The sequence below is a fragment of the Aeromonas sp. FL131 genome (assembly GCF_049860615.1).
Classification (GTDB): Bacteria; Pseudomonadota; Gammaproteobacteria; order Enterobacterales; family Aeromonadaceae; genus Aeromonas; species Aeromonas hydrophila.
In genome coordinates this window covers 4001951-4026219 of sequence record NZ_CP187595.1, presented here as the reverse complement: position 1 = coordinate 4026219, position 24269 = coordinate 4001951, and the positions used below count along the sequence as shown (strand labels likewise).

The following is a 24269-nucleotide window of genomic DNA, read 5'->3' as shown; positions in this document are numbered from 1 at the left end:
CTCGGGTGAGCAGAGAGAGTTTCTCTCTGCTCATTTTTGATGGGTAAAAATGGTATGCGAACGACCTCCATGAGCAGACTTGGCTTTACCCTGATTGAACTGGTTATCGTGATCCTGTTGCTAGGGATTCTGGCCACCTTTGCCATGCCCAAATTGCTGGGCAAAGGCGGCTTTGAAACCCAAACCCTTCGTGATGAGCTGCTGACCCGGCTGCGGCTGGTGCAGACCATCAACATGCATGAACCCGCCGACCGCTGTACCCAGCTGGTGGTGGAGGCGTCCCGTTTTGCCCATATCACGCTGGCGGTTGCCGGTACGGCATGCCCGGCTCCCGGCCCCATGACCGGCTGGAGCGACAATCAGCGCACCCGTGGCCGCCTTGTGACCCCTTCCACCGGTATGGCGGTCTCCCTCAATAACGTCAGCAGTTTCGTGATCCGCTTTGATCAGATGGGCAGGCCGCTCGGCAGCTGTGCCACGGGTTGTACCCTGCTGGTGAGCGATGGCCGGGAAACGGGTCGCATCACGATCGAATCCGAAGGCTATATCCATGAGAGCCCCTGAGCGCGGTTTTACCCTGATCGAGCTGATCGTCGGCATAGTGCTGCTGGCGGTGGCGCTGACCGGCATCCTGGGGCTGTTGATCAATCAGGCTCCCAAGGCGGTGGATCCGGTGCAGCAGGTGCGGGCCGCCCAGCTGGCCCAGCGCCTGGCGGGCGAGATCCTGCAAAAGTCGTTCGATGAACAGTCGGATCACAACGGTGGCCGCTATCGTTGCGGTGAGGTGGTGGCTGGCGTCACCATCCCCGCCTGCTCGACCCACTATGGCCCGGACGGTGAAGCCACCCCCTACATGTTCAACGATGTGGACGATTTCGATACTGCTGGCAGCTGGAAAGATGCCAGCTTCTACACCCAGAGCGGCGGCATCATCGCCAGCGACGAGTATCGCAATTATCAAGTCAAGATTGCGGTGAACCCGGTCGACTTCAGCGATGGCAACTTCAAGAGCTGTGCGTCGCCCTGCTCGGTGGGCAAGCGCATCGATCTGCAGGTGCGCCTGCCTGACGAGAGCGTGCTCGACTTCTCCTTCTATCGGGGCAACTACTGATGCGGCCGGCGAGCGGTTTTACCCTGATCGAACTGGTGATGGTGATCCTGCTGCTGGGGATCATGGCCACCTTCGCCAGCCAGTTCATCGGCATCGGCACCCAGATCTACGGCGATGCCAGCAGCCGCGAGCAGCTGATGAGCGATGCCCGCTTCGCCATGGAGCGGCTCAATCGCGAGGTGCGCGATGCGCTGCCGGGCTCCGAGCGGATTGAAGCCCTGGATGGCAGCTGGGATGACAGCGGTCCCTGCCTGCGTTTCTGGCCCATCAGCACCTCCAGCCGCTATCTTGCACTCAACCGGGCCCAGTCCGGCAGCACATCCACCCTGGAGCTGGTGATGGCGACCCCAGCTTCGGCCGTCGATCCCATGAGTCCGGATGCCAATGCGGTCAAGGTAGGGGATCTGATGGTGGTCTTCCCGATGCCGACGTCAGCGGCCGGCTCACTGGCCAATGGCTGTGAATATGGCCGCTGTGTCGCCAGGGTCACCGAGGTGCTGGCGCCGGTATTGGGGGCGCAGACCGTTCGCTATACCAGTGGCGAGACCCTGGCCGGGATCTCGCCCGGCAGCCGGGTCTATTTTGCCAATCAGCAGGTACGCTACTGCGTGGAAGGCAGCACGATGACCCGATCCAGCGCCGTGATCGATGCCCCTGTTGCAGCGGGTGTGCTGATGGCTGAGTCGCTTCGTGCCGGCAACTTCTATCGGGAGGTCTCGGCCTTCAACGCCGAAGGGGAATTTGGTCTGCGGCTGGTGTTCGAGCGCAAAGGAGAAGTTGTCACCTTCAACCACAAGCTGGGGGTATTCAATGTTCCCTGAGCGGCGCCAGAGCAAGAAGATGGGGGGCAGTGCCCTGATGATCGCCCTGTTCGTGATCGTGGTGATGGCCATGCTGGCGGCGGCCATGGGGCGCTTTCTGCTCGACAGCAGCGAGAAAAATACGGTGGAAGTGCGCAGCGTGCGTGCCTTGCTGGCGGCCCAGAGCGGGTTGGAAGTGGCGCTCTATCGGCTGTTCCCCAACCGGACGGCGGCCCAGCCTCAGCCACCTGCGGTGTGTGAGTCGAGCAGAACGATCAGCTTTACCGGCAATCCGGGGCTGGTCGACTGTCAGGCGGTGGTGCAGTGCCGCAGTGTCTCGGCGACCTACAACGGCTTGCTCAGCACGGGTTATCGCCTCCAGAGTGTCGGTACCTGCGGTTTGCGCAATGACCTGACCAGTGCCAGTCCAGACTTCAGGGTGAGCCGCACCCTGATGGTCGAAGCGTATGACGGAGGCTGATGATGAAATGGTTGTGGGCGCTGGCCCTCTTCACTAGCCAGGTCTGGGCGTTCGATCCCATCGATACCGGCTCGCTCTTCCCGGCCGTGGTGCAGGGTCATCATGGCCACAACAACGATGCATGCCACCAGATCAACGGATACCAGCTGATCCAGCTCAACAACGCCAAGATCAATGGTAGCGGCGGGCTGCCACTCAACTTCTGCTCCATCCAGCCGGATCAGAACAACACGCGGCGCTGCGACGATGGTGCTGGCGGCTACAAGGTCTGTACCGTCACTGGCAGTGACATTCGCGGGCTGGCGCTGAACGGCAACAACGCCTTCCCCTCCAACAATGTCAATACGACCCAGACCTGCTCGTCCGGCTCGCAGAGTGCTTCCAGCGCGGCTTATGACACCATGACGGTGGAAAGCTGCACCATGACTTTCCCCAGTCGCAGCACCTATCAGTTCAAAACGCTTACGGTGCGCAACAACGCGACCCTGGTGCTGGGCGAGGGGGATTATTTCATCGACCGCCTGAACCTGGACAACGGCACCATCCGTCTCTCCGGCAGCGGGACCACCCGGATCTTCGTCAACCAGGACGTGAAGCTGGTCAATACGGTCAGCATCAACGCCAACAATCAGGGCAGCCTCATCTGGGTGAACTACAACAACATGGTGATCGACAACAGCACCACGTTTTATGGTTACCTCTATACCGACGGGCTGCTCAACATGAACAACAATGCCACCGTCTATGGCAAGGTGACGGCCGGCTACCTGAAGATGGATGCCCAGTCCAGCATCAATACGGCGGTGCTGCCGCCCATGCTGACCTGTTTTGCCGATGGCTTCGACAGCGCCCAGATCAACCCGGACAGCTGGGTGGTCGCCCAGCGCAACAACAGCACCCTGCCATCGGTGCAGAACGGCCGTCTGCGCCTCACCCAGAACGTGACCGATCAGGCCACTTCGGCCACCTTCCAGCGCCTCTTCCCGGGGGCTGGCAACCTGGTGACGGTCGAATTCGATCAATACGCCTACAAGACTTCCGGCACGAGCGGGGCGGACGGCATGGCGGTGGTGCTCTCGGACGCCACCCTGACGCCGCAACCGGGGGCGTTTGGCGGCCCGCTGGGCTATGGCTACAAGACCGGGATCAGCGGCTTTGCCGGCGGCTGGCTCGGGGTGGGGCTCGACGAGTACGGCAACTATGCCAACGAGGGGGGAAGTACCAACCTGGGGTCGCGGCCGCAGGCGGTCTCCATCCGTGGTTCGGGGTCGGGCACCTCGGGTTACCGTTATCTGACGGGGACGGCCAGCAACCTGAATCCGCCCGTCGACAGCGGAACCAATAGCAATCGTCCCCATCGCTATCGCATCACGGTCGACTCCCGCTCCGCAGGCAACTCGCTGGCCACCGTCGAGCGGGATACCGGCTCGGGGTACAGTACCCTGGTCGGCCCCATCAACATGACGAGCCAGAGCGGTCAGGCGGCGGTGCCGGCCAATTTCCTGCTCTCCCTGACCGGCTCCACCGGTTCGGTGACCAACTTCCATGAGATAGACAACGTGCGGATCTGCGCCCTGCGCTCCAACCCGGTGGGTACCCAGATCGATCACTTCGAATTTGACCACAGTGGCAATGCGCTGACCTGCAACCCGGAAACCCTTACCATCCGGGCCTGCGCCAATCCGGATTGCAGCCAGTTGATCACCGATCAGGTCAGTGCCAGCCTGCTTCCTGCCAGCAGTACCAGTGGTGGCTGGATCGGGGGCAATGTGGTCAGCTTCAGCGGCGGCACCACTACGCTGCAGCTCAGAAACAACACGGCCGGATCGGTTACCGTGGGGGTCAGCGGCTCGACGCCCTCGACCAAACCGCTCAGCACCACCCTCTGCCGGTCGGGCGGCGGGGCGCTCAGCAGCGCCGCCTGTACTCTCACCTTTGCCGACAGTGGCTTCGTCTTTGACGTGCCCGACACCTACTCGAACCAGCCGCAGACAGTGGCCATCAAGGCGGTCAAGAAGAGCGACGTGACCAAGCAGTGCGTGCCGGGTTTTGCCAATCAGAGCAAGAGCGTCAAGTTCTGGAGTAGCTACGTTTTGCCGACCAGCAATAACTACAACAGCAAGATAAGCGTCAACAGCAGTGTGATCGGTACCGATCTGGGCAGCGCTACCCTGGTGCCGCTCGCTTTCGACGCGCAAGGCCAGTCGACCATCACGGTCAAGTATCCGGATGCCGGCAAGGTTCAGCTGGATGCCCGCTACGACGGCACGGGCAGTGAGGCGGGGCTGGTGATGCTCGGTTCGGATCAGTTTGTGGCGCGTCCGGTCGGCTTGTGCATTACGCCCCCGCAAGGCGTCTGCACGGCAGGAAACAGCAGTTGTCCGGTGTTCAAGAAGGCGGGAGATACCTTCCAGATAGACATCAAGGCCATGGCCTGGGAATCGGCCAACGATGGGGATATTTGTGCCGGGAACCAGACCACGCCCAACTTCGTCCTGCCCAATATAGCCCTGGGCAGCACCCTGATGGCGCCAAACCCTGGGACCAATGCAGCGGTGGGAATGGCTACCTATAACCATGTTCCCGCGAGCAACAGCCTCAACAGCGTTACCCAGACGGTGAGCGAGGTGGGGGTATTCCGGATGACGGCGACGCCACCGCTGGCAATGCAGCCAGAGGGAAGCACTGTATCTACGGGTTATTTCGGCTACACCATCCCTCCCGCCAGCAGCGTGCCGGTGGGCCGCTTCGTACCCTGGGACTTTAATCTGGTCAGCGGGACCGTGACCCCCGCCTGTGGCGGTTTCAGCTATATGAGTCAGCCGTTTGGCGTGAAGATGCGTTTGCAGGCTCGCAACAAGCAGGGCGGGGTGACCCTCAATTACCGCGACGCCTTTGCCAGAGGGCTGGTCTATCTGGTCGGTGCCGACAACAAGGACGGCATCGATCGAACCGATCGGATCGGCAGCCTGGCGACCAACTGGCAGGCTGGCGAGGTCATTTTCGATGGCAGCAGCCGGTTTGCCCGTCTGGCAGAGCGGACGCCGTCGCTCACCACGCCGGAAGAGCCCTTTTTCAAGCTGCGATTCGGGTTGCGCGTCATCGATGGTGAAAACCCGTCGATCACGACCCTGACCGGAATGAACATGAACACAGGCGTGTCGGGTGACTGCCAGGTCGGTGTGACCTGCAATGCGAAGCAACTGAGCATCCCGGCAGTGATTGATGACACCATGGTTGCCTACTACGGCAGGGTGCTGGCCGGTACGGATCGTGGCGCCGCCAGCGAGCCGCTGTCGCTCTCCTTGCTGATGCAGTACTACCAGAACGGCGCCTGGAGCCGCAATGAGGCAGATGTGTGCAGCACGCTCTCGCTGGCCAATGACGGCGTGCTCTTTACCGATGATACCCAGCACTATGATGTGGCCAGTGGCGATCTGGTGTTGGGAACGGCGACCAGGATCACGGTGGGGCTGGGAGCCCCTTCGCCAGGGGCCGTCGTAGGGAAGGCCGACAAGGGAGAGTTGCTGTTCCACTTTGGCGCTCCTCAGTTCGCTGTCCGCGTGCCATATCGCATCGTGCTGGAAAAACAACCTCAACAGCCGCGTTGGCTGGCCGATCCGGGGAACCCGAACAGCCTGCTGGGTGAGGCCATTTTCGGCTCCAGCCGGGGTAATGACAGAATTATTTATCGGCGCGAAGTGATGCACTGAGCGGGGAGTTGGGGCGGATCTGTCAACTTCGCCCCCCTATCCCCTTGTTTATTAGCGTTTGTCGGCTTGTGCGGGTGAGTGATGACTCGCATTTTTGTCGCGCCTGATGGGTTGGCGACAGTTTGAGCGCTTGCCGATTGGGGTGGGCATTGGTAAAGTTAGCCGGTTTTCTGCACCTCCAAATTCTTAGGATTTCCCGTAGCCATGTTCAAAAAGCTCAGAGGCGTCTTTTCCAACGATCTGTCGATCGACTTGGGAACTGCCAACACCCTGATCTATGTAAAAGATCAAGGGATCGTCCTTAACGAACCCTCAGTTGTCGCCATTCGCCAAGAGCGCGGGAACGCCAAATCGGTCGCTGCCGTCGGTCATGCCGCCAAGCAGATGCTGGGTCGTACCCCTGGTAACATCTCCGCCATTCGCCCGATGAAAGACGGCGTGATCGCCGATTTCTACGTGACCGAGAAGATGCTGCAGCACTTCATCAAGCAGGTTCACGACAACAACTATTTCCGCCCCAGCCCGCGCGTGCTGGTGTGTGTACCGTGTGGCTCCACTCAGGTTGAGCGTCGCGCCATCAAGGAATCCGCTCTGGGTGCCGGTGCCCGCGAGGTCTACCTGATCGATGAACCCATGGCTGCCGCCATCGGTGCCGGCCTGCCGGTCTCCGAAGCGACCGGTTCCATGGTGGTCGATATCGGTGGTGGTACCACCGAAGTGGCCATCATCTCCCTGAACGGTGTGGTTTACTCCCAGTCCGTCCGTATCGGCGGCGACAAGTTCGACGAAGCCATCATCAGCTACGTGCGCCGCAACTACGGCAGCCTGATCGGGGAAGCCACCGCTGAGCGCATCAAGCACGAGATCGGCTCCGCCTATCCGGGCGAAGAGGTGCGCGAGATCGAAGTACGTGGTCGCAACTTGGCTGAAGGGGTGCCGCGCAGCTTCACCCTCAACTCCAACGAGATCCTGGAAGCGCTGCAAGAACCGCTGTCCGGCATCGTCTCCGCCGTCATGGTGGCGCTGGAGCAGTCTCCGCCCGAGCTGGCCTCCGACATCTCCGAGCGCGGCATGGTACTGACCGGTGGTGGTGCCCTGCTCAAAGATATCGACCGTCTGCTGATGGAAGAGACCGGCATCCCGGTGGTGGTGGCCGAAGATCCGCTGACTTGCGTGGCCCGTGGTGGCGGCAAGGCACTGGAGCTGATCGATATGCACGGTGGCGATCTGTTCCACTACGAATAAGACCCAAAGCCGGCCAGCGTGCCGGCTCTTTTTTGACGACCCATGAAACCCATTTTTGGTAGAGGCCCTTCGCTTCAGTTACGGTTGTTTCTCGCCGTCATCATCTCCATTGCTGCCATCGTAGCGGATTCCCGCTTCGGTGTGTTCAGCCACGTCCGCGTCTACCTCAGTTCGCTCGTCAGTCCGCTGCAATACATGGCCAATGCGCCGGGTATCATGCTCGACACCATGTCGACCCAGGTGCAGACCCGGGCCGGCCTCATCGAGCAGACCAAGCAGCAGGAACAACAGCTGTTCACCCTGCGCTCACGCCTGCTCAAGATGGATCATCTGGAGCACGAGAACCAGCGTCTGCGCGAGCTGCTGGGTTCGCCGGTGCACAAGGAGTCCCGCAAGATGGTGGCCGAGCTGCTGTCGGTGGATTCCGACCCCTTCAGCCATCAGGTGCTGATCAACAAGGGGGCGCTGGACGGTGTCTACAACGGCCAGCCGGTGATCAACGATCAGGGGGTGATCGGTCAGGTGCTGCACGTGGGTTCCACCACCAGCCGGGTGCTGCTCATCACCGACTCCAGTCACGGCATCCCGGTGCGGGTGCTGCGCAATGACTTGCGCGCCATTGCCTCCGGCAGCGGCGAGCTCGACAAGCTGGAGCTGCGCAACCTGCCGCGCAACACCGACGTGCAGGTCGGCGATCTGCTGGTCACCTCGGGCCTTGGCGGCCGCTTCCCGGAAGGTTATCCGGTGGCGACCGTGACCCGCTCCGACTACGTGGAGGGCAAGCCCTTCGCCCAGGTCGAGGCCAAGCCGCTGGTGGCGCTGGACCGCTTGCGCTATCTGCTGCTGCTGTGGACCGACAAGAAACCGGAAGTGCATGACGATGAAGAGGCGCCGACCCCTGCGGTAGCCCCGGCTGCGGCGCCTTCGGCTGCGGGAGCGACGCGCTGATGTTGCAACCCGCCAGCGGCAGGATCTGGATCTGGATCTCGATCCTGCTGGCCCTTAGTCTGTCGATCCTGCCGCTTCCTTTCCAACTCGAACCCTTCCGGCCGGACTGGCTCGCCATGGTGCTCATCTACTGGGCGCTGGCGTTGCCACACCGGACCAACGTCGGCACCGCCTGGGTGGCGGGCCTGCTGCTGGACGTGCTGCTCGGCAGTACCCTCGGCGTACGGGCCATGGCGATGGCCATCACCACCTATCTGGCGGCGTTCCAGTTCCAGAAGATCCGCAACTTCTCCCTCTGGCAACAGGCGCTGATCATCGGCTGCCTCTCGCTGGTGGGCAAGGTGACCATCTTCTGGGCCGAGCACCTGTTCAGCCGCGCCAGCCTCAATTTCGCCTACTTTTGGTCGACCCTGAGCACGATGCTAATATGGCCCTGGGTTTTCCTGGTCTTGCGCAAGGTGCGCCGGCGCTTCAATATCAAGTGAATATGAGTAAAAACAACTCATTGTAACCGTACCCTGGCTCGCGAAGTGATTATGAACAAGCACAACGAACTGCAACTCTATCTCGCCTCGGGCTCGCCCCGCCGTCACGAACTGCTGACCCAGCTGGGCTACCGCTTCGAGGTACTCAGGCTGGATGTGCCGGAACAGCGGGAAGAGGGCGAGAAGCCCCAGGACTATGTCTGCCGGCTGGCCCGCGACAAGGCAACGGCCGGCGTGGCCGCCGCGCCCACGGCGCTGCCAGTGCTGGGCGCCGACACCATAGTGGTGCTGGGTGACCGGGTGCTGGAGAAGCCGTCCGACCTGCTCGACGCCAAGGACATGCTGGAGGCGCTCTCCGGCAAGGTGCATCAGGTGATGACGGCGGTGGCGCTGGCCACCCCGGAGCGCTGCGACGTGCGACTGGTCACCACCAACGTGGCGTTTCGCAAGCTGGATGAGGCCGAGATCGAGGCTTACTGGCGTACCGGTGAACCCTGTGACAAGGCCGGTGCCTATGCGATTCAAGGCATTGCCGGCAAGTTCGTCAGCCGTATCGAGGGGAGCTACAGCGCCGTGGTCGGCCTGCCCCTGCTGGAAACAGACCTGCTGATCAAGCATCATCTGGAACAGCCCCGGTAATCCAACCGCTGCCTTGTTGCGCAGGGCCGGTTCCGCGAACCGCTCGCAGCAAGGCGATCAGAATTTGAAGCCATCACAGGCAAGGCATAGGTCGGTGACATGCACCGGCTGTTTCTTACTGCGTTACTCACCGGGCACGTGCCGGTTTGGCTGCCAGAATTTAAAACTAGAAAGGCAAGGTAACTTATGTCGGTAGAACTGCTGGTAAACGTCACCCCCTCCGAAACCCGGGTTGCCCTGGTCGAGAACGGTCTGCTGCAGGAAGTGCACGTGGAGCGTCAGGCCAAGCGCGGCATCGTGGGCAACATCTACAAAGGCAAGATCAGCCGGGTACTGCCCGGCATGCAGGCGGCTTTCGTCGATATCGGCATGGACAAGGCGGCCTTCCTGCACGCCTCCGACATAGTGCCGCACACCGAGTGCGTGGCGGTGAAGGAGAAAGAGCAGTTCCAGGCCGGCAACATCGCCGAGCTGGTGCGCCAGGGGCAGGACATCATGGTGCAGGTGGTGAAAGATCCGCTGGGCACCAAGGGCGCCCGCCTCACCACCGACATCACCCTGCCGTCCCGCTATCTGGTGTTCATGCCGGGCAGTGCCCACGTCGGCGTCTCCCAGCGCATCGAGTCCGAGGCGGAGCGCGAGCGCCTCAAGCGCACCGTGGCCGGCTATGTGGACGAGCTGGGTGGCTACATCATCCGCACCGCCGCCGAAGGTGTGGGCGAGCAGGAGCTGGAGCAGGATGCCGCTTTCTTGAAGCGCCTGTGGCGCAAGATCCTGGAACGCAAGCAGAAGTATCCCCCCTGCAAGATCCTCTACGAGGATCCCAGCCTGGCCTTTCGGGTGGTGCGCGACTTCGTCGGGGCCGAGCTCGACAAGATCCGGGTCGACTCACGCCAGAGCTTCGATCAGCTCAAGCGCTTCACCGAGGAGTACGTGCCTGAGCTGGCCAACAAGCTGGAGTACTACTCCGGCGAGTCGCCCATCTTCGATCTCTATGACGTGGAGAACGAGATCCAGCGCGCGCTGGAGCGCAAGGTGGAGCTCAAATCCGGCGGCTACCTCATCATCGACCAGACCGAAGCCATGACCACGGTGGACATCAACACCGGGGCCTTCGTCGGCCATCGCAACCTGGAAGAGACCATCTTCAACACCAACGTCGAGGCGACGGCGGCCATCGCCCGCCACCTGCGCCTGCGCAACCTTGGCGGCATCATCATCATCGACTTCATCGACATGCAGTCCGAGGATCATCGCCGGCGGGTGCTGCACAGCCTGGAGCAGGCGCTGTCGAAGGACCGCGCCAAGACCAACGTCAACGGCTTCTCCCAGCTCGGCCTGGTGGAGATGACCCGCAAGCGCACCCGCGAGAGCCTGGAGCACGTGCTCTGCTCCGAGTGTCCCGAGTGCAAGGGACGTGGTCGGGTCAAGACGGTGGAGTCGGTCTGCTTCGAGATCCTGCGGGAGATCATCCGGGTCAACCGGGCCTACGATGCGGATCAGTTCACCGTCTACGCCGCCCCGGCGGTGGCCGACTACCTGCGGGGCGAGGAGTCTCACAGCCTGGCCGAACTGGAAGTGTTCATCGGCAAGCAGGTCAGGGTGGTGAGCGAGCCCCTCTGCGGGCAGGAGCAGTTCGACGTGGTGATGATGTAATTGGTCTATCGCTGGCTGAGTCGGGGCTGGTTGGCCCTCGGGGTCTTCTTCGTGCTGCTGGCCATTCTGGTCAGCCTGGTGCGCTTTGGCGGCCCCTTGCTCAATCAGCACCGGCAGGCGCTGCTCAATACCCTGCTGGCCGACAGCAAGCTGGAGGCCAGCGTCGATCGCATCGGGCTGGACTGGACCCAGCGTGGCCCGGCCCTCGAACTGCAGCAACTGGTGATCGCGCCGAACTCGGATCGCTTCGCCCTGCGGCTTGGCAAGGTGTGGGCCCACCTCGACTTCTGGCGCTCCCTCAACGAACTCAAGCCGGTATTTGGCCAGCTGATCCTGAGCGATGGCGACATCGCGCTGGATCTGGGCCAGCCTGCGGAGCCGGAAAGCGGCAACGGCAGCGACCAGCAGCAGGCCCTGCTGCGCTTTCTGCTGACCCAGCTCTCCACCTTCGATATTCACGACACCCGCCTCAGCCTCACCACGGCACTGGGGGAGGTGCGCGCCCTCGACATCGCCCAGCTGCGCTGGCAGAACCGCGGCAAACGCCATCAGGGGGTCGGCAAGGCCTATCTCATCAACGGGGTGGGCGAGAGCACCCTCGATCTCATCGTCGATGTGGATGCCCCCCAGGTGCGGCTCGATAGGCTCAAGGGCCAGCTCTATCTGGGGGCCCGCCAGCTCGACATCAGCCCCATGCTGGCCCGTACCCACTCAGGAGAGCCCAAGGTGAGCGGCCAGCTCGACTTTCAGCTATGGAGCGAGTTCAAGGCCGGCCAGCTGGGGGATTCGCTGCTGGCGTTTGGCGACAACTATCTGATCTGGCAGGATGAAAAACAGGGTGACCTGCACCGGCTCGGGCTGCAGGGGGGCAAGATCCAGCTGCGCCGGGACGGCAAGGAGTGGCAGTTTGCCAGCCACGACGTCACCTTCAAGCTCGACGGCAAGCCCTGGCTGCACAGCCGGTTGCAGCTCGAGCGGGTCGGCGATCGCATCCAGGGTTATGTACCGGCCATCGATCTGGACCAGATCGCCAACCTGAGCCAGCTGGTGTCGGGGATCTATCCCGAGCTGACCGAGACCCTCAAACGCACCCGCCCGACCGGCAAGATCCAGGATCTGATCCTGCAGGCGGATGCCGGCTGGCAGAGGCTCTCCGTCAGCGGCCAGCTGTCCCACATCCGGGTCAACGCCTGGCACGACGTGCCCGGCGTGCGCGACCTCAACGGTGAGTTCTGGCTCACCCCGACCGGCGGCAGCGCCCGGCTGCAACTGGCAAACGATGCCATAGACCCGGCCCGCCACTTCAAGGAGCCGATCCCGATCGATCGTTTCTCGGCGCGGCTCGACTGGTGGCAGGCCCCGCAGGGCTGGGTGCTCTATGGCCAGGATCTGGTGCTGGACAACCCGGACTTGAGCCTCGCCAGCCGTTTTCGGCTCGATCTGTTCGAGCACCCCTTCCTCGCCCTGACCGGTCGCATCGACGTCAAGAATGCGGCCAACGCCGATCGTTACTATCCGCTGCAGGTGATGGACAAGAGCCTGGTGGATTACCTGAGCGGGGCCATCAAGGGGGGCAAGGCCAAGGGAGCTGACCTGCTCTGGTACGGCGAGTTCCGCGACTTCCCCTACCGCAAGGGCGAGGGCATCTTCCAGGTGGCGGTGCCGCTGCAGCAGGCCTCCTACGAATTCTTCCCCGGTTGGCAACCGCTTACCGACCTGCAGATCGATCTGTTGTTCCAGAACGCCAGCCTCGACATGAACAGCCGCGCCACCCAGCTCGGCAAGGCCAGCTCCGACTCGGTGCACGCCTGGATCCCGGACCTCTATCCGGGGGCCCACCTCTACGTGGATGCCAAGGTTGAGGGCGAGGGCAAGGCCATCAGCGACTACCTGCAGGACTCGCCGCTCGGCGGCTCGGTCGGTCAAGCGCTGCGCGAGGTGGAGATCCGCGGCCCCATGAAGGGGTCGGTGAAGCTGGATATTCCGCTGGATGGCGAGAGCGAGGTCAAGGCCAGCGGCGACGCCCTGTTCAGCAACAACAAGGTGCGGGTCACCAGCCTGGATCTGCCGCTGGAGCAGGTGCAAGGGCGGCTCGAGTATGACAACGAGCAGACCCGCTTCAGCAACCTCAAGGCGAGCCTGTGGAACCAGCCGCTCACCCTCGACTATCAGGGTCGCCAGCAGCCCAATCGCTATCAGGTCGATCTCAAGTTCAAGGGGCAGTGGGACAGCCGCCGCCAGCGTCAGGATATCCCGGCACTGGACATACTCAAGGGGCGCGGCAACTGGGCCGGCAACCTGGGGCTGACCCTGCCAAGCGATCAGCCGTTCAGCTTCCAGCTGGCGCTCGACTCCAACCTGCAGGGCATGGAGCTGGATCTGCCAGCGCCGCTCGCCAAGGCGGCCGGCAGCCGGTTGCCGCTCAAGGTGACCGCCCGTGGCCGCGACGGCAGTGCCGACATCCGCGCCGTGCTGGGGGCCGACGTGGATATGCAGAGCCGGCTGGTGTACGGCGACGGCGTACCCTACCTCAGCCGGGTACGGGTGGACGTGGGGCAGCCCGGCGCCCGGGTGATGCGCGACCGGCCCATGCTGCTTGCCATCAACCAGCAGCAGGCCGACGTGGCCGGCTGGCTGGCCCGTCTCAAGCAGTGGCTACCGGCCAGTACGGCGCCGAGCGGCAATGCGGTGGTGGGCCCCTCTTTCTTGCCGCAGGAGTGGTGGGTGGACGGCCGCCTGGCCCGCGCCGACATCGGCAGCGCCAACCTCAAGGCGGTGCACTTCACCGTGGGGCCGGTCAATCAGGCCACCGAGGTGATGATCGACAGCCCGGACGTGATGGGGGTGGTGCGCCTGCCGGTGTCCGAGCGTCAGCCCATCGACGCGAAATTTGCCCGCATCCACTGGTCCGGCAAGAGTTCGGATCTGAGCCCGGATCCCGATGCCAGACAGGACAGAGCCATCATGGATGCCATCCCCTGGCTCACCTTCAGCTGCGTGGACTGCCGCTTCGGCGAATTGCCGCTGGGTGAGGTGAAGGGGGAGCTGATCCCGGGAGCCGACAAGCTGAGCCTCAAGGGGCTGGAGATGCGGCTGGCGGGCAGCCAGCTGAACGGCAGCGCCGAGTGGCTGGCCGGAGCGGACGGCATGCAGACCCGCGCCCGCGCCCACATCAGCAGCAACAACAGCGAGCTGCTGCTCAAGCGGCTCGGCTACACCCCGCCCATCGGCGATGCGCCCGGCAAGATGGCGCTGGATCTGAGCTGGCGCGACGTACCCTACCGGCCCAACGTGCCGACCCTGAGCGGCACCGCCGACTATCAGCTGGAAGGTGGCACCCTGCGCGAGGTCAACGACAAGGGGGCGCGACTGCTCTCCCTGCTCAGCCTGGATTCATTGCTGCGCAAGCTGCGCCTCGATTTTCGCGACGTGTTCGACAAGGGCTTCTACTTCGAATCCATGTCGGCCTCCGCCAAGATCAAGCAGGGGGTGGTGGACAACCGCGACTTCTACATGAAGGGGGCGGCCGGCAACCTGCGCGGCGAGGGCATCGCCGATCTGGTGCGCTGGCGGCTCGACTACGAGCTGAGCTTCTCCCCCAACCTGGGCGGTACCCTGCCGGTGGTGGCCGCTTTCTCGCTGACCCCTATCACCGGGCTCTATGTGCTGGCGCTCTCCAAACTGCTGGAGCCGGTGGTGGACGTGGTCACCCGCATCGATTTCCGGGTCTCCGGCCCGCTCGACGATCCCAAACTGATCGAGGCGGGACGGGATCGGGCCCGTATCAAGCTCAACCAGCAGCAGAAGGAGGCGGTCGATGCGGTGGCCCCCAACCTGCCGACGCAGGAGGTGACCCCCTTCCTGCTGACCCCCAAACACGCGGGGCCCGCCCAGCGCTGAACGAACGGCCCGGCACCATCACAAGGAGTGAGCCATGATCCGACATATCCTGCTGATCGCCTTCAAGCCGGGCACCCAGCCCGCACAGATAGACGCGGTGCGCGCAGCCTTTCTCGCCATCCCCCATCAGGTCAGCGGCGTGCTGGCGGTGGAGTGGGGGCGGGATGACAGCCCGGAGGGACGGGCCGAGGGCTTCACCCACAGCGTGCTGATGACCTTTGCCGACGAGGCGGCCCGCCAGCGCTATCTGCCCCACCCGGATCACGATGCCCTCAAGGCCATCTTCCGCCCGGTGCTGGAACGTATCATAGTGCTGGATTACACCCTGCAGGCCGGCGATGCGGCCAGCATCTGACGGTGGCAACAACGACAAGGAGCGTCTCATGTGGTTAGCCGCAATACAGCTGGTATCGGGCCGTCGTTGGCAGGATAACCGGGAGCAGATCGCCGCCGAGCTGGCCCTGTTGCCGAGTGAGCGGCCACTGCTGGTGCTGCTGCCGGAGAATTTCGCCCTGTTTGGTGAGCGGCAGGGTTATCTGGACGGGGCCGAGAGCATAGGTGAGGGCCCGATCCAGCAGCAACTGGCCGAATGGGCCCGTGACTACGGCATCTGGCTGGTGGCGGGGGCCATGCCGACCACCATCGCCGGTTCCGACCATATCCACACCAGTACCCTGGTGTTCGATCCCAGCGGCGAGCGCAAGGGCCACTACCACAAGATCCACCTGTTCGATGTGGACGTGGCGGACAATCACGGCCGCTACCGGGAGTCGGAAACCTTCAGCCCCGGCGAGGAGCCTGTGCTGGTGGACTCCCCGTTTGGTCCCCTCGGCCTCTCGATCTGTTATGATCTGCGCTTTCCCGAGCTGTACCGCAGGCTGGCCCGCGCCGGCGCCCGCGTGTTGCTGGTGCCTGCCGCCTTCACCGCCGTGACCGGCGAGGCGCACTGGGAGCCGCTGCTGCGGGCCCGCGCCATCGAGAACCAGTGTTACCTGGTGGCCGCCAATCAGGGCGGCACCCATGAGACGGGGCGCCAGACCTGGGGTCACAGCATGGTGATCGACCCCTGGGGTCGGGTGCTGGCCAGCCTGGACAGCGGGCGCGGCACCGTGCTGGCACCGCTGGACCCCGGTCTTGTCGACGAACTGCAACGCACCATGCCGGTGCTGGGCCATGCCCGTCTGCTATGAACATGTGCAGGTTCGATTCGCCCTGTGGCGGGGGAGTCGGACGCTTGCAAACCCGATGGTGGGTTGGACGTCCGCTGACGTTTCGCCAAGCGAACCCACGGTCTGGGATTTAACCGTTACGACATCTCGCATCGAGAGTGGAGAGAAAGATTGAGTCTATTGAGCCAGGTTAGTGCCTCCCTGTTGGCCCCCCACGACCTCGACGAAGGGCGGCTGCAGCAGCTGCTCGGCAGCCTGATGAGCCATCAGGTGGAGTTCGGCGACCTCTATTTCCAGCGCAGCTGGCACGAGTCCTGGATGCTGGAGGACGGCATCGTCAAGGATGGCAGCTACAACATCGATCAGGGGGTGGGGGTGCGCGCCGTCAGCGGCGAGAAGACCGGCTTCGCTTATTCGGACGAGCTGAGCCTGCTGGCGCTGCAACAGTCGGTGACCGCCGCCCGTGGCATCGCGGCTGCCGGTGCGCAGGGCAAGGTGAAGGCGTGGGCTCGCACCGAAGCCAACCTGCTCTACCCGGCGCTGGATCCGCTGCAGACCCTCGACAAGCAGCAGAAGATCGCCCTGCTGGAGCAGATGGACAAGTTCGCCAGAAGTCTGGATCCCGCCATCAATCAGGTGATGGCCTCCATCAGCGGCGTCTATGAAGAGGTGCTGGTGGCCGCGACCGACGGCACCCTGGCCGCCGACGTGCGCCCGCTGGTGCGCCTCTCGGTGACCGTCATCGCCGAAAAAGGCGATCGTCGCGAACGCGGCAGTGCCGGTGGCGGTGGCCGCTTCGGCTACGACTATTTCCTCGAGCTGGACGGACTGGAGAGCCGGGCGTTTGGCTATGTGCGCGAGGCGGTGCGTCAGGCGCTGGTCAACCTCGACGCCATCGACGCGCCGGCCGGCACCATGCCGGTGGTGCTCGGTGCCGGCTGGCCCGGCGTGCTGCTGCACGAGGCGGTGGGCCACGGTCTGGAGGGGGATTTCAACCGCAAGGGCTCCTCTGCCTTTGCCGGTCGCATCGGTGAGCAGGTGGCCTCCAAACACTGCACCATCGTGGATGATGGCACCCTGCCAGGTCGGCGCGGCTCCGTCTCCATCGACGACGAGGGAACACCGGGTGGCTACAACGTGCTGATCGAGAACGGCATCCTCAAGGGTTACCTGCAGGACAAGCAGAATGCCCGTCTGATGGGCGTGCCGCTCACCGGCAATGGCCGCCGCGAATCCTACGCCGCCCTGCCGATGCCGCGCATGACCAACACCTACATGCTGGCGGGTCAGTATGATCCGGCCGAGATCATCGCCTCGGTGAAGAAGGGGATCTACGCCCCCAACTTCGGCGGCGGTCAGGTGGACATCACCTCCGGCAAGTTCGTCTTCTCCGCCTCCGAGGCCTACCTCATCGAGGATGGCAAGATCACCGCGCCCATCAAGGGGGCGACCCTGATCGGCAACGGCCCCGAGGCGATGAGCCAGGTTTCCATGGTGGGCAAGGATCTCGCGCTGGATCGCGGGGTCGGGGTCTGTGGCAAGGAGGGGCAGAGCGTGCCGGTCGGTGTCGGCCAGCCCACCCTCAAGCTGGATCAGCTCACCGTGGGCGGCACCCAGTAAGGGCGCCGCAGAACAAGCAGCAGAGAGAACCCATGCTTACCCTGTCGAAAATTTCCAATATCCGCAGTCAGCTCTCCCCCAGCGAGCTCAAGATCGCCGATTACATCCTGGCGTGCCCGGAGCAGGTGACCCACTTCTCCTCCCAGGAGCTGGCCCAGCAGGCTGACGTCAGCCAGTCGAGCATAGTGAACCTGAGATCGGTTTAAGCCAGCATTATCACGGCTTGCTCTTCGGATGTAAGATTCAAGGCTGGCTTGTTGTCTTTGTGGCAGTACGCGATCAGCCCTCCAAGCAGATTCAACATAAATCCATGCATACTCCTGTGCCGTGAATGCTCTATCTGCGAGATGTTTTTCAGCTGGTCATTGATTGTTTCAATGATGAACCTTTTGGATAGCATTGCCCTGTCAAAAAGCGAATGGACCTTTGGTTTCATATTCTTACGGTGCCCCGTTATCAATGTCACTCCCTTGGCTGCCAGCTCATCTGATAACGCTTGACTGATATATCCTTTATCGCCGTATAACCGGTCCGGTAAACAGGCTGCTAATTCCCTGACCGGTGCCCGGTCATCGACATTTGCTGGTGTCAGCTTGGCGGCAACCAGTCCGCCCATGTGATTCACAATGAGGTGTAATTTGAATCCATAAAACCAGCCCATTGTTCCCTTGCCTCGCTTTGCGACACCATCGAATACCTTGTGCCGGGGAATCCGCAGGTTATGACAGACCTTGATGCTGGTCGAATCAACAAATTCTATCCCGGTTGGGGTTGCCTTCAGCTGGGTGAAATAGGCACAGAGCGGGACCAATACGGATGGCATCATCTCGAGGAACCGGGTGTAACTGAGCAATTGAGGAAAATCCTGCATGTGATAGCGCCGGAGCAAACCGTTGTAGAAGTTTTTGAAATCCCGGTGGTGTGACATGTGGAAAGCAATGATGATGCACATTATCTCACTCGCGCTCATGCGCCCGGTACGCTGGCGTTGACGCTGACCGCTAACCAACAATTGCTGGTGCCATTGAGGCATAAATACGGCACAAAAATCATCAACATCACAGAAGAGTTCCAATAACTTGTCCATGCCCGTTCCTTTGTGGTCAGTGTCTTTGTCACTGCAGGATCAGATCTTGGAACGGGCATTGAGTTCATTTTTTACGCCGTTTTTTATCCCGAGTTCAGGTTAGTGAAGTTCACCCAGAAGATCGGGTTCAAGGGCTTCACCGCCTTCAAGCTGGCGGTCAGCGAGGATCTGGGGCGCAAGCACGCCATCAAGACCGACAACGTAGGGGATCTCTACAACGGCATCGGCCGCGACGACGATCTGGAGACCATGGCCAAGAAGCTGGCCCAGGAGAAGATCAACTCCATCGTGGAGACCACCCAGGCCCTCGACAACGCCACTTTGGCGCGGGTGCTTGACGTCATCAACCAGGCTGGCCGGGTCCAGCTGGTGGGGATCGGCGGCTCGGCGTTGACCGCCAAGGATCTCTGGTACAAGCTGCTCAAGATCGGGGTCACCACCCTGTTCGCCCAGGACAGCCACGTGCAGATCTCCATCGCCCAGACCCTGGGACCGGGGGACGTCCAGCTGGTGGTCTCCTATTCCGGCGCCAGTCGGGACGTGCTGGCGGCGGCCGAGCTGGCCAAGCGCAACGGCGCCACCCTGATCGCGGTCACCTCGTTTCGCAACACCCCTCTGCGGCAGATGGCCGACATGGTGCTGGACACGGTGGCCGACGAGAACGAGCTGCGCATCTCCTCCATCTCGTCGCGCACCGCCCAGAACACCATCACCGATATCCTGTTCCTCGGCCTGGTGCAGCGCCGTGACGAGGCCTGGGCGCTGATCGACGGCACCCGGGGTGCCATCGACCGGCTCAACAAGGAGTGACGCGGGCCCGGCTGCAACAGACGCCAAGACCTGCCGAGAGAAAAAACCACCCGCCTGCGGGTGGTTTTTTTATGGGCCAGTGCCGGCTCAGAGGGCGAGGGCCCAGCGCAGGAAGGCCTTGCGCTGGGCCTCGTCGGCGGCGAGGTAGCGCCGTTGCAGCTCAGGATCGACGGGCACGGCGCCCGGGGTGACTGCGGGCAGCACGGGCGTGACGTCTGGCAGGGCGGTGGCTGCGCTGGCCGACCCGTCGTAACGGGCCAGCAGTGCCTGATAGTCGGTCAGCAGGCTGTCCTGGCTGCGTGGCAGGGCGGTGGCCAGCAAGGGACGGGTACCGTCAACGGTCGCCAGCTGCAGTGCCGGGCTGGCCGCAAAGCGGCGAATGGCCTGCGGCGTGGGCAGCGGCGGGGTGACCAGCCGCAGGGTGCCGCTGGCCGGCAGAGTCAGGGTCAGCAGCAGCGGGGCGGAGCGTACGCGCCCCTGGCTCTCGTTGGTGGAGCCGGGATCGAGCGGGCTGTCGAAGCGTACCAGCAGCCGGGTCTCACCGGCGGGCAGCGTGAGGGCTCGCTCGAAGGGGGAGGCCTTGCCCCGGGATGAGGCCAGCAGGGTGAGGTTGTCTGCCAGCTCCAGCTGGGCTGCCTGGATCGGCAGGGTCAGCAACAGCAGCAGGGTGGTGAGCAGTGGGAGGCGGATCATGGGGGGCTCCAGCAGAAAGCAAAAAGCCGGCCGACTGGCCGGCAGGGGATCAGAACTCGTAGCGCAGGCCGAGGTGGTAGAAATCCTCGCTGTTGCTGCTGCCGCCAAAACTGGTGACCGTGCTGCCGGCCAGCCCGTCTTCACCGCCCCGGAACACGTAGGCGCTGTAGAGGGAGGAGCGCGGAGTGAGCTTGTACTGCAGCTCCAGGGTGGTGTCGCGCAGGCTCATGCCGTCCCCCCCGTCGTTGTCGAGGTGGCGGTAGCCGGCGCGGGCGGCCCACTTCTGGTTGATATCGTAGACGGCGGTCAGCTCCCACACCTTGTCTTCGCTGTCCGCCTGGCCGTTGCGATAGCTCACCTGATCCCTGGCATAGAGGGCGCCCAGCATCAGCGGGCCCAGGGTGTAGCGGGTGCCGATGCCGCTGAAGCGGTACTCGTCGGCGTTGGGGTCGACCTTGCTGGCCCCGGTCTGGGCCGCCTTGCTCCGCTGGTAGGCGATGACCGGCGCCAGCTTGCCCGCCGCCCCGAGATCGAAGGTGTAGCGCAGTGCGCCGTTGTAGCCGTAGTCGAGATCCGAGGTGCCGTTGCCGAGGATGTAGGCCAGCGACAAGTCCAGATTGCCGAGGGTGTTCTGGTATTGCAGGGTGCCGTCCTGACGGAACACCTGTACCGCGGTGGAGTCCACCTTGCTGGCCTGGCGCGCCATGGAGACATCGGAGGCGGCAAACACGTCGCCGATGTCGGTGAACATGATGAGCCCGGAGGAGACCCGGCCACCGGTCAGCTTGCCCCATTGGCCGCCATCGAGCCCGGCCCAGACGTAACGGGCGGTGAGATCGCTGCTGTTCTTCTGCACGTTGTTGGCGTATTCGGCGGCGTTGACCTGGTACTGGGCCATGCCGATCACGGCCACCTGCTCGTTGACGGTCTGGCGGGCGGTGAAGCCGATACGGCCGTCGAAGTCGCCCTGATCGTTGCCGCTCTTCTTGTCCGAGATGTTGAAGCCGAGGCGACCGTAGAGATCGACGTTGGAGCCGTCATCGGCCTGATAGATGACGGCGGCCTGCGCCGTACCGACGGCAAGCAGGGCAGGAATGGCCAGGGCAAGCATGGACTGTTTCATTGTTGTCTTTCCTGTGTGGGCTCTGTGCCAGAGCCGGGGTGAGTTTGGCCGTGACCCCGATTGCTCGGGGCCAGACCTTGGCGATGAATCCGGAGGGGGATTAACTCAGATCGACGTTCTTGCAGCCGAACATCAGGGTGATGAGGTAGCCGCCGAGGTAGGCGACGGCGAGGCCGGCGGCGTAGACCAGCATGCCGGGGAAGATCCCCTGGGCCGAGGTCATCAGCGGCAGCGCGACGATGCCGGAGGGGCCGAACACGGTATTGAGACCGACCGGCAGGCCCAGCCAGGAGATGAGGCCGACCAGGAAGCCGCCGAGGGCGCCGCCGCAGCAGGCGGTGATGAAGGGTTTGACCCGCGGCAGGGTGACGCCGTAGATGAGCGGCTCGCCGACCCCCAGGATGCCGGGAATGATGGTGCCCTTGACCTGGGTGCGCAGCAGGGAGTCCTTGCCGGCGCGGCTGTAGAGCGCCAGGGCGGCGCCGACCTGGCCGGCCCCTGCCAGCGCCAGGATGGGGAACAGGGAGTTGAAGCCCTGGGCATCCATCAGCGCGAAGTAGACGGGCACGAACCCCTGGTGGATGCCGAACATCACCGAGATGAGGAACAGGCCGGCCAGGATGGCGGTGCCGAACGGATTGCCGTTGAGGTGGATGAAGAGCCAGGACATGCCGTTGTAGAGCTGCACGCCGAGGGGCATGATCAGGACGAAGGTGACGGCCCCCATGATCAGCAAGGTGATGCCGGAGGTGAGGATCATGTCGAGGCTGTCGGGTATGAAGCGGCGTACCTGACGCTCCACCGAGGCGCCGATGATACAGGCGATCAGCACCCCGATGATGTTGCCGCGCGGATCTATCTGGTGGCCGAAGAAGTCGCTGACCCCGGCATAGATGCCGCTGGTGGCCTGCGGGTCATAGCCCATGACGAACAGCGAGGCGAGGATGGCACCATTGACCCCGGAGCCACCGAACGCCTTCTGGGCGTTGTAGCCGATGAGGATGCTGAGGAAGCTGAACAAGCCCTTGCTGAACAGCTTCATGTAGCCGACGAATTCGGCCAGCATGCCGCCCGCCTGCTGGCCTTCCAGCAGCAGGGTCTGCTCGATCAGGGTGGCGAAGCCGAGCAGCAGGCCGGCGGCGATGAAGCCGGGGATCAGCGGAGTGAAGATGGTGGCAAACTTGGCCAGGAAGCGGTGGGCCGCACTGGTCTGTTTCTGCTTCAGCGCCTGTTTCTTGGCGGCGGCGATCTCGCCCAGATCGGCGGATTGGGCGGCTGGCGCCTCCAGTGCGCCGAGCCCCGCGCTCAGCATGCCGTTCATCAGCTCGCAGGCGGTCTGGGCCTTGCCCGGCCCCAGCACGATCTGGAACTGGTCGTCGCTCTCGATGACCCCCATCACGCCGGCGATGCGTTTGATGGTATCCCGGTCGGCATGCAGGCTGTCGGCCAGGCTTAGCCGCAGCCGGGTCATGCAGTGGCCGCAGTGGGTGATGTTGTCGCGACCACCGATGGCCTGGATGAGCTGGCCAACCATGGTGTCAGTTATTTTTGCCATAAAGAACCCAGTCAGTCTGTTGTGTCATGAGGGTGCCTGGGCACCCCGTTCTTGTTGTGGTATTGCCGTCCCTGGCCCGGCCAATGTGCGGTTGGCCGATCAGTGGGTGCACTGGCTGATGAAGCCATTGCTGCTCTGCAGACGGGTGCGGGCTTCGTCGGCCGTGAGTCCCGCCAGGATCATCACGATGGCGGTCTTGCAGTGGTTGTCCGCCTGCGCCAGCGCCCGCTCCGCCACGGCGCGCTCACAGTCGGTGGCCTCCATCACGATGCGTTTTTGCCGCTCCACCAGCTTGGCGTTGGTGGCTTCCACGTCCACCATCAGGTTGCCGTAGACCTTGCCGGTGCGGATCATGGCTCCGGTGGAGAGCATGTTGAGGATCAGCTTCTGCGCCGTGCCCGCCTTCATGCGGGAAGAGCCGGTGACGATCTCGGGGCCGACCACCGCCACCATGCTGATGTCGGCCGCCTGGGCCAGCGGGCTGCCCGGGTTGCAGCTGATGCTGCAGACCGTGGCGCCTACCGCTCTGGCGTGGGCCATGGCGCCCAGTACGTAGGGGGTTCTGCCGCTGGCGGCGATGCCTACCAGCACGTCGTTGGCACAGAACTGGATGTTTTTCAGATCCTGGGCGCCGAGTTCGGCGTCATCTTCGGCGTTTTCGACCGCCTGCAAGATGGCCTTGTGGCCGCCGGCAATCAGGCCGACCACCTGCTCGGCAGAGACGCCGTAGGTCGGCGGGCATTCGCTGGCATCCAGGATACCGAGCCGGCCCGAGGTGCCGGCGCCGATGTAGACCAGCCGGCCTCCCTTGCCGAACGCTGCCGCGATGGCATCGACCGCCCGGGTGATCTCGGGCAGCAACTGGCTGACCGCCAGCGCGACCTGCTGATCCTCCTGATTGATGACGCGCAGCATCTCCAGGGTCGGCAACTGGTCGATCTCGACGCTGGCCGGGTTGCGGGTCTCGGTAATCATGCTTGATAGGTCAATGGTCATCGTTTCCTCTGCTTAAGGTCATCGCCACTCCCGGCGTAAAACATCCCTCTTGATGACAGGCATGATTATCGATTTTTGATTTCTATGATGAGATCAATGTCGCATAATTAATTATTCCATTTATTTTTGTTTTTAAGTTATTAAAATTCCTACACGGTGACATTAATGGGGGAGCTGGGTGGTGCCGATTGCGCAAGGGAGGGGAGGCGTGAGCGTCAGCCAATAAAAAGCCCCGGCA

Annotated in this window: 21 protein-coding genes; 16 read left to right on the top strand and 5 right to left on the bottom strand. The window is 63.1% G+C overall.

Features of this window, described 5'->3' with window-relative positions; translation table 11 throughout:
* Positions 1-69 precede the first annotated feature (69 nt).
* The 15 genes from ACPW75_RS18645 to ACPW75_RS18575 all read left to right on the top strand — a co-directional run bounded on the left by ACPW75_RS18645 (position 70) and on the right by ACPW75_RS18575 (position 17973).
* Positions 70-564, top strand: coding sequence for a type II secretion system protein (locus tag ACPW75_RS18645; protein ID WP_077095788.1), 495 nt, complete (start codon positions 70-72; stop codon positions 562-564).
* A complete protein-coding gene (locus ACPW75_RS18640) occupies positions 551-1111 on the top strand; it encodes a type IV pilus modification PilV family protein (RefSeq protein WP_077095787.1) in 561 nt (186 codons plus the stop codon). The genes ACPW75_RS18645 and ACPW75_RS18640 overlap by 14 nt, the downstream gene beginning before the upstream one ends.
* Positions 1111-1932, top strand: coding sequence for an MSHA fimbrial biogenesis protein MshO (mshO, locus tag ACPW75_RS18635; protein WP_077095786.1), 822 nt, complete (start codon positions 1111-1113; stop codon positions 1930-1932). Before ACPW75_RS18640 ends, mshO begins: the two co-directional genes overlap by 1 nt.
* Positions 1922-2392 carry an MSHA biogenesis protein MshP gene (locus ACPW75_RS18630; RefSeq protein ID WP_077095785.1) on the top strand — a complete coding sequence of 157 codons (471 nt, stop codon included), beginning with the start codon at positions 1922-1924 and terminating at the stop codon, positions 2390-2392. The genes mshO and ACPW75_RS18630 overlap by 11 nt, the downstream gene beginning before the upstream one ends.
* A 2-nt stretch (positions 2393-2394) precedes the next feature.
* Positions 2395-6105, top strand: coding sequence for a DUF6701 domain-containing protein (locus ACPW75_RS18625; RefSeq protein ID WP_077095784.1), 3711 nt, complete (start codon positions 2395-2397; stop codon positions 6103-6105).
* A gap of 204 nt (positions 6106-6309) precedes the next feature.
* A complete protein-coding gene (locus ACPW75_RS18620; protein WP_005308111.1) occupies positions 6310-7350 on the top strand; it encodes a rod shape-determining protein in 1041 nt (346 codons plus the stop codon).
* Between the two features lie 42 nt (positions 7351-7392).
* Positions 7393-8298 (top strand): rod shape-determining protein MreC, encoded by a 906-nt coding sequence (gene mreC / locus ACPW75_RS18615; protein WP_077095783.1) that lies wholly within the window; start codon positions 7393-7395, stop codon positions 8296-8298.
* Entirely contained in the window at positions 8298-8783 is a 486-nt protein-coding gene (gene mreD / locus ACPW75_RS18610) for a rod shape-determining protein MreD (RefSeq protein ID WP_005308115.1), read from the top strand. Before mreC ends, mreD begins: the two co-directional genes overlap by 1 nt.
* A 51-nt stretch (positions 8784-8834) precedes the next feature.
* Positions 8835-9422, top strand: a complete 588-nt coding sequence (locus tag ACPW75_RS18605) for a Maf family protein (RefSeq protein WP_077095782.1) — start codon at positions 8835-8837, stop codon at positions 9420-9422.
* 186 nt (positions 9423-9608) lie between these two features.
* Positions 9609-11078 (top strand): ribonuclease G, encoded by a 1470-nt coding sequence (gene rng, locus ACPW75_RS18600; protein ID WP_011704378.1) that lies wholly within the window; start codon positions 9609-9611, stop codon positions 11076-11078.
* A complete protein-coding gene (locus ACPW75_RS18595) occupies positions 11079-14978 on the top strand; it encodes a YhdP family protein (protein ID WP_179101355.1) in 3900 nt (1299 codons plus the stop codon).
* A gap of 34 nt (positions 14979-15012) precedes the next feature.
* A complete protein-coding gene (locus tag ACPW75_RS18590) occupies positions 15013-15333 on the top strand; it encodes a Dabb family protein (protein WP_073348704.1) in 321 nt (106 codons plus the stop codon).
* A 28-nt stretch (positions 15334-15361) separates the two neighbouring features.
* Positions 15362-16168, top strand: a complete 807-nt coding sequence (locus ACPW75_RS18585; RefSeq protein WP_077095781.1) for a carbon-nitrogen hydrolase family protein — start codon at positions 15362-15364, stop codon at positions 16166-16168.
* A 150-nt stretch (positions 16169-16318) separates the two neighbouring features.
* On the top strand, positions 16319-17767 hold the full coding sequence (tldD, locus tag ACPW75_RS18580) for a metalloprotease TldD (RefSeq protein WP_016349174.1): 1449 nt from the start codon (positions 16319-16321) through the stop codon (positions 17765-17767).
* A 32-nt stretch (positions 17768-17799) separates the two neighbouring features.
* Positions 17800-17973, top strand: coding sequence for a hypothetical protein (locus ACPW75_RS18575; RefSeq protein WP_425904338.1), 174 nt, complete (start codon positions 17800-17802; stop codon positions 17971-17973).
* Here the strand turns inward: ACPW75_RS18575 and ACPW75_RS18570 are convergent.
* Positions 17970-18854 carry an IS982 family transposase gene (locus tag ACPW75_RS18570; protein WP_077097209.1) on the bottom strand — a complete coding sequence of 295 codons (885 nt, stop codon included), beginning with the start codon at positions 18852-18854 and terminating at the stop codon, positions 17970-17972. The genes ACPW75_RS18575 and ACPW75_RS18570 overlap by 4 nt on opposite strands.
* A gap of 102 nt (positions 18855-18956) precedes the next feature.
* Between ACPW75_RS18570 and ACPW75_RS18565 the strand changes: the two genes are divergently transcribed.
* Positions 18957-19664, top strand: a complete 708-nt coding sequence (locus ACPW75_RS18565) for an SIS domain-containing protein (RefSeq protein WP_425904337.1) — start codon at positions 18957-18959, stop codon at positions 19662-19664.
* 87 nt (positions 19665-19751) lie between these two features.
* Here the strand turns inward: ACPW75_RS18565 and ACPW75_RS18560 are convergent, their stop codons facing one another.
* The 4 genes from ACPW75_RS18560 to murQ form a co-directional block, all read right to left on the bottom strand.
* Positions 19752-20357 (bottom strand): DUF2057 domain-containing protein, encoded by a 606-nt coding sequence (locus ACPW75_RS18560; RefSeq protein WP_077095780.1) that lies wholly within the window; start codon positions 20355-20357, stop codon positions 19752-19754.
* Between the two features lie 49 nt (positions 20358-20406).
* A complete protein-coding gene (locus tag ACPW75_RS18555; RefSeq protein WP_077095779.1) occupies positions 20407-21480 on the bottom strand; it encodes a porin in 1074 nt (357 codons plus the stop codon).
* Positions 21481-21580: 100 nt separating this feature from the next.
* Positions 21581-23035, bottom strand: a complete 1455-nt coding sequence (gene murP, locus ACPW75_RS18550; protein ID WP_042066887.1) for a PTS N-acetylmuramic acid transporter subunit IIBC — start codon at positions 23033-23035, stop codon at positions 21581-21583.
* Between the two features lie 99 nt (positions 23036-23134).
* Positions 23135-24031: an N-acetylmuramic acid 6-phosphate etherase gene (gene murQ / locus ACPW75_RS18545; protein ID WP_011704387.1), complete on the bottom strand. Its 897-nt coding sequence runs from the start codon at positions 24029-24031 to the stop codon at positions 23135-23137.
* Positions 24032-24269 lie beyond the last annotated feature (238 nt).